This window comes from Streptomyces sparsus, from assembly GCF_054776295.1.
Map to the genome: position 1 here is coordinate 1 of NZ_BAAHCA010000281.1, position 5,420 is coordinate 5,420.

Consider the following 5,420-nt stretch of genomic DNA (forward strand, 5'->3'; position numbering starts at 1 on the left):
CGGGACGCACCCCCGAGGCCACGGAGAGCGGACGTCGGGGCTGGCAAGGCCGTGAGACGCGCCACTACTCCCCGGTAGCCGTGCAGCGCGATCACCCTGGCAGGATCGGGCCCATGACTTCACCAGCACCCAAGAAGGACCCCTGGGACCTGCCGGACGTCTCCGGACTCGTGGTCGGCCTGCTCGGCGGCACCGGCGACCTGGGGCGCGGACTCGCCCACCGGCTGGCCAAAGCCGGCCAGCGCGTCGTCATCGGCTCCCGGAGCGCCGAACGGGCCGAGGCCGCCGCCGCGGAACTCGGGCACGGAGTGGAGGGCGCCGACAACACCGAGTGCGCCCGCCGCAGTGACGTGGTGATCGTCGCCGTGCCCTGGGACGGCCACGCGGCGACGCTGACGAGCCTGCGCGCCGAACTCGCCGGCAAGCTGGTCGTCGACTGCGTCAACCCGCTCGGGTTCGACAAGAAGGGCGCCTACGCCCTCAAGCCGGAGGAGGGCAGCGCCGCCGAGCAGGCCGCCGCCCTGCTGCCCGAGTCCCGCGTCACGGCGGCCTTCCACCACCTGTCGGCCGTGCTGCTCCAGGACCCGGACGTCGAGACCATCGAGACGGACGTCATGGTGCTGGGTGAGGTCCGGGCCGACTGCGAGATCGTGCAGGCGCTCGCCGGCCGGATCCCCGGAATGCGCGGGGTCTTCGCCGGGCGGCTGCGCAACGCGCACCAGGTCGAGTCCCTGGTGGCGAACCTGATCTCCGTCAACCGCCGCTACCGGGCGCACGCCGGGGTCCGCCTCACCGACATCTGAGGGCCGCGGGGCATGGGGGACAATGGAGCCCCAGCCGAAGAACCGACCTGGAGCCACCCCATGCCCCGCCTCGCCCTGTACGCCCTGCTCGTCTGCGCGCTGTCCCTGGCCGCCGCCGTGCTGTCCTTCGCCAACGGCAGCTGGCTGGGGGTCGTGTGGATCCTGATGCTGGGCGTCGCCTCGAACATCGCGTACTTCTACTGGAAGCGGGCCCGGATGGAACGCGACGCGGCGGCCCGGCAGGCGGGCGGGGTCAGCGACCGCTGACGGCCGGCTCGCCCTGCCAGAACCGGAAGAACTCCAGCCCCCGGTAGACGTCCGCCCCGGGCACCGAGAGCCCGCCCATCACCTCGTACACGCCCTGCCAGAAGAACTGGTTGACCTCCGGGATCCACAGGCAGCCGAACACCGCCAGCAGCCCGTACGGGGCGAAGGGCGCCAGGCGGTCGCGGGTCTGCTGCGTCAGCCAGGGTTCGACGGCCGCGTAGCCGTCCAGGCCCGGTACCGGCAGTGAGTTCAGCACCGCCGCCGTGACCTGGAGCATCGCCAGGAACGCCAGCGCGAACCGGAACGCGCTGGGCACCCCGTCCAGGGCACCGAGCCAGAACGGCGCGGTGAGCGCCACTGCCAGGGCCGCGTTGGTCAGCGGGCCGGCCGCCGAGATCAGGCTGTGCCGCAGCCGCCCGCGGATCCGGCCGCGTTCGATGAACACCGCGCCGCCGGGCAGCCCGATGCCGCCCATCACCACGAACAGCACCGGCAGCACCACGCTCAGCAGGGCGTGGGTGTAGCGCATCGGGTTGAGGGTCAGATAGCCCTTCTCGGCGACGCTGGTGTCCCCGCTGTGCAGCGCGGTGCGGGCGTGCGCGTACTCGTGCAGGCACAGCGACACCACCCAGCCGGCCAGCACGAAGAGGAACACCCACAGCCCGGTCATCGGTGGCACGTCCTGCCAGACCGCCCAGCCCGCCACCGCGGTGACGGCGGCCAGCGTGAGAAAGACCGGGCTGATCCGGTGAAGCGTCCGCTCGGTTCCCATGGGGCCCGACCGTACCGGCCGACGCGGGGCCGTCCCGGCGCCGCCCGCTTTCCGCGCCCGCCCGCCCCGGCGTCGGGACGGGCGGGCGAGGGTCAGACGGGGCTCACTCGAAGGTGTGCTCCGGCTGCGGGAAGGACCCGCCGGTGACGTCCTGGGCGAAGGCCTTCGCCGCGTCGCCGAGGTTCTCCCGCAGCGCCGCGTACTGCTTCACGAAGCGCGGCATGCGTCCCCCGGTCAGGCCTGCCATGTCCGTCCAGACCAGCACCTGGGCGTCGCAGTCCGCACCGGCGCCGATGCCGACGGTGGGGATGCTGAGCGAGCGGGTGACCTCGGCGGCCAGCGCGGCGGGCACCAGTTCCAGCACCACGGCGAACGCGCCGGCTTCCTGCGCGGCCTTGGCGTCCCGCAGCAGCCGGTGCGCGTCCTCGTCCTTGCGCCCCTGCACCCGGTAGCCCATGGTGTTGACCGACTGGGGTGTCAGGCCGAGGTGCGACATGACGGGGATGCCGGCGGACACCAGCAGTTCGGTCTGCGGCAGGGAGCGCTCGCCGCCCTCCAGCTTCACCGCGCCGACACCGGACTCCTTCACCAGCCGGGTGGCGTTGCGGAGCGCCTGCGTCGGGCCCTCCTGGTAGGAGCCGAACGGCAGGTCGGCGACGACCAGCGCCCGGCGGCTGCCGCGCACCACGGCGGCGGACAGCATCGCCATCTCGTCCATGGTGACCGGCACGGTGGTGTCGTAGCCGAGGTGGCAGTTGCCCATCGAGTCGCCGACGAGCATCACGGGAATGCCCGCCTCGTCGAAGACCGACGCGGTCATCGCGTCGTAGGCGGTGAGCATGGGCCACTTCTCGCCGCGTTCCTTGGCGGCGGTGAGGTCGCGGACGGTGATGCGTCGGTTCTGGGCTCCGCCGTACAGCGCCTTGCTGCTGTCGGCCGCCCCCTGTGCATGCGTCATGGCACGGGCTCCTGTTGTCGTCTCGAGGCGCCCTCACGGCGTCCCCGGATCTGTTCCCATGGTGACACCGCCGCACCGCCGGAGGAAAGGGGAGTGCGGGGCCGGTCCCTCGGGACTGCCGAGTATGCACGTTCTGTCACATCTGGACGGCATGCCGGTCGGCATGGAACTGTGATGCTTTCGTGATCGTCCTGGTCTGTGAGCGGTTCGCCCACAGCGGGCCCGCACGTTGTACGGACACTTCCGGCCATCGCCTATGGTTCTTGCTCGGCGGCCGGTGGTACTCGCAGTGAGGACAGCACATGGCACGGGCGTACATGGCGGAGACGGGAGAAGGCTCCGGGGAACGGTCCCAACGGCCCGGCAGCGACTCCCGGTTCCGCGGTCCGTTCCGCGGCTGGCGGGAGCCCGGAAGTCTGCGGCGCGGCTGGGTGCTGGCGGCGCTCGCGGTGCTGACCGGCGGGGTGATGGCCCTGCACTCGCGGGTGCCCAACACCATCGGCAATCTCGGCAGTCTGCTGGAGACCTTCCTGCCGTGGGCCGGGCTGGTGATCGTCGGCCTGCTCCTGCTGGCCGTGCTGCGCCGGTCCGTCGTCGCGCTGGCCGCGCTGCTGGTGCCCCTGCTGGTGTGGGCCAACCTGTTCGGCGGTCTGCTGACGGACAAGAAGGAGAGCGGCGGCGACCTCGTGCTGGTCGCCCACAACGTCGACGCCGACAACCCGGACCCGGCCGGCACCGCCCGCAAGCTCTCCGAGTCCGGCGCGGACGTCATGGCCCTTGAGGAACTGCCGAGCGGTTCGGTCGACGTGTACGAGCGCGCGCTCGCCGGGACGTACCCGTACCACGCGGTGGAGGGCACCGTCGGGGTGTGGAGCAAGTACCCGCTGAGCGCCAGCGCACCGGTGGACATCAAGATCGGCTGGATCCGGGCGCTGCGCACCACGGTGGCCGCGCCCGGCGGCGACCTGGCTGTCTACGTCGCCCATCTGCCCTCGGTACGGGTCAAGTTCAGGGCCGGGTTCACCGCCCACCAGCGGGACGACGCCGCCGAGCAGCTCGGCGAGGCCATCGCCGGCGATCCCACCGACCGGGTCGCGCTGCTCGGTGACCTCAACGGCACCATGAACGACCGGGCGCTCGCCCCGGTCACGGCGCAGATGCGTTCCACCCAGGGAGCGGCGGGGGCCGGCTTCGGTTTCAGTTGGCCGGCCTCGTTCCCGTTGGCGCGGATCGACCAGATCATGGTCAAGGGCGTGGAACCGATGTCCTCGTGGACCCTGCCGGCCACCGGCAGTGACCACCTGCCGGTGGCGGCGTCCGTCCGGATGTAGCCGTCCCGCAACCTGCCGGACGCGTGGGGGAACAGAACGGCTGGGAGAATTTGTTCCGCCAGAGAACATATACTTCCCTGGCGCCCGCCGCCGCACACCCCTGCCCCGAAAGGTCTCCCGCCCATGCCCTTGGCCCTGCTCGCCCTGGCTGTCGCAGCCTTCGGCATCGGCACCACCGAGTTCGTGATGATGGGGCTGCTGCCCAACGTCGCCGACGACCTCGGCACCACCGTGCCCACCTCGGGCCACCTCGTCTCCGCCTACGCCATCGGTGTCGTCATCGGCGCCCCGCTGCTCACCGCGGTCGGGGTGCGGCTGCCGCGAAAGCCCATGCTGATAGCGCTCATGGCGCTGTTCACCGTCGGCAACCTGGCCTCCGCGCTCGCCCCCGGATTCGGCACCCTGCTCGCCGGGCGGGTGCTCGCCGGCCTGCCCCACGGCGCGTTCTTCGGGGTCGGCGCCGTCGTGGCCGCCCGGCTGGTCCGCCCGGAGCGCCGGGCCCGTGCCGTCGCCACCATGTTCCTCGGTCTGACCGTCGCCAACATCGCCGGCGTGCCCGCCGGCACCGCGCTCGGCCAGCAGCTCGGCTGGCGGGCGACGTTCCTCGTCGTCACCCTCATCGGGCTGGTCGCGATGGCCGCGCTCTGGGCACTGGTGCCCCGCCTCCCCCTGGAGCGCGGCAGCGGGCTCGGCGGTGAACTCCGCGCGCTGCGCCACCCGCAGGTCGCCCTCGGACTGCTCACCGCCGTCTTCGGCTTCGCCGGGGTGTTCGCCGTCTACAGCTACCTCGCCTCGATGATGACCGAGGTCACCGGATTCGCCGAGACCTCCGTCACCTGGGTGCTGGCCCTGTTCGGCATCGGCATGACGCTGGGCGCGCTCGCGGCCGGCCCGCTGACCGACCGGGCGCTGCGTCCGACGCTCTACGGTTCGCTGACCGCGCTCGCGGTCATCCTGACCGCCTTCCACTTCACCGTGCACCTCAAGTGGGCCGCGCTGGCCACCGTCGTACTGATCGGCGCGGTCGGTTTCATGATCACCACGCCGCTCCAGGTGCTGGTGATGAACAAGGCCCAGGAGGCGCCGACGCTCGCCTCCGCGTCGAACCACTCCGCCTTCAACCTGGCCAACGCCGGCGGCGCCTGGCTGGGCGGCGTCGCCATCTCGGCTGGCTGGGGCTGGAGTTCGCCCACGCTGGTCGGTGCGGTGCTCGCGGTGGCGGCCCTGGGCAGCGCCCTGCTCGCCGGGGTGCTGGACCTGCCGGGCGGCGGCGTCGCCGGCATCTCCCG

General features: G+C 72.2%; 6 protein-coding genes. 4 read left to right on the forward strand and 2 right to left on the reverse strand.

Going from position 1 to position 5,420, the window contains the following annotated elements:
• Nucleotides 1-113 precede the first annotated feature (113 nt).
• Together npdG and ACYVE9_RS14385 are read left to right on the forward strand one after the other, a co-directional pair.
• Nucleotides 114-803: an NADPH-dependent F420 reductase gene (npdG, locus tag ACYVE9_RS14380; RefSeq protein WP_461028227.1), complete on the forward strand. Its 690-nt coding sequence runs from the start codon at nucleotides 114-116 to the stop codon at nucleotides 801-803.
• Nucleotides 804-863: 60 nt separating this feature from the next.
• Nucleotides 864-1,070: a hypothetical protein gene (locus tag ACYVE9_RS14385; RefSeq protein ID WP_461028228.1), complete on the forward strand. Its 207-nt coding sequence runs from the start codon at nucleotides 864-866 to the stop codon at nucleotides 1,068-1,070.
• On the opposite strand, the gene ACYVE9_RS14390 is transcribed toward ACYVE9_RS14385, so the two are convergent.
• Together ACYVE9_RS14390 and panB are read right to left on the reverse strand one after the other, a co-directional pair.
• Nucleotides 1,057-1,842, reverse strand: a complete 786-nt coding sequence (locus ACYVE9_RS14390) for a site-2 protease family protein (protein WP_461028229.1) — start codon at nucleotides 1,840-1,842, stop codon at nucleotides 1,057-1,059. The genes ACYVE9_RS14385 and ACYVE9_RS14390 overlap by 14 nt on opposite strands.
• 103 nt (nucleotides 1,843-1,945) lie before the next feature.
• The gene (panB, locus tag ACYVE9_RS14395) at nucleotides 1,946-2,800 is read right to left on the reverse strand and encodes a 3-methyl-2-oxobutanoate hydroxymethyltransferase (RefSeq protein WP_461028230.1); all 855 of its coding nucleotides are present in this window, start codon (nucleotides 2,798-2,800) and stop codon (nucleotides 1,946-1,948) included.
• A 302-nt stretch (nucleotides 2,801-3,102) separates the two neighbouring features.
• On the opposite strand from panB, the gene ACYVE9_RS14400 reads away from it, so the two are divergent.
• The gene (locus ACYVE9_RS14400; protein ID WP_461028231.1) at nucleotides 3,103-4,131 is read left to right on the forward strand and encodes an endonuclease/exonuclease/phosphatase family protein; all 1,029 of its coding nucleotides are present in this window, start codon (nucleotides 3,103-3,105) and stop codon (nucleotides 4,129-4,131) included.
• Nucleotides 4,132-4,254: 123 nt separating this feature from the next.
• On the forward strand, nucleotides 4,255-5,420 hold a 1,166-nt coding region (locus tag ACYVE9_RS14405), incomplete at its 3' end, for an MFS transporter (RefSeq protein WP_461028232.1).